Below are 368 nucleotides of genomic sequence, written 5' to 3'. Positions count from 1 at the left end.
TGTTATTGGGTGAAGATGGGTTTATTAGATTTACCAGTTTTTGTGATAATAACGTTGTAAAAGATGTGGAGAATGATTATGAAAAAATATCTTCTTCTTGCCCTAGTGGCAGGTTCTACATTTTTATCTTCAATGCAGACTTATGCTTTTTTCTGCGCACCTGTGATTCTAGTACCCCCAGTATATGAAGAGTGTGTAGCTAGCTGTTATTCGGCAGGGCGAGGGGAGGCATTCTGTTTATAATAACAATCAAGCAGGAGACAGGATGGCTCCTGCCACCCCAGTATCATTTGTTCTGAGGTGGCAAGGTGTTCTTTTCTGCTGGGTGGTGCATTAAAACCGTCTAAATCGCCTGTGCAGGATTTCAC

General features: G+C 41.8%; 1 protein-coding gene. It reads left to right on the top strand.

Going from position 1 to position 368, the window contains the following annotated elements:
* On the top strand, positions 1-188 hold a 188-nt coding region (locus Xhom_RS34830), incomplete at its 5' end, for a hypothetical protein (RefSeq protein WP_211287921.1).
* Between the last annotated feature and the right edge of the window lie 180 nt (positions 189-368).

Source organism: Xenorhabdus hominickii (assembly GCF_002632725.1).
GTDB classification, from domain to species: domain Bacteria; phylum Pseudomonadota; class Gammaproteobacteria; order Enterobacterales; family Enterobacteriaceae; genus Xenorhabdus; species Xenorhabdus hominickii.
This window is presented reverse-complemented; position numbering and strand designations above follow the sequence as displayed.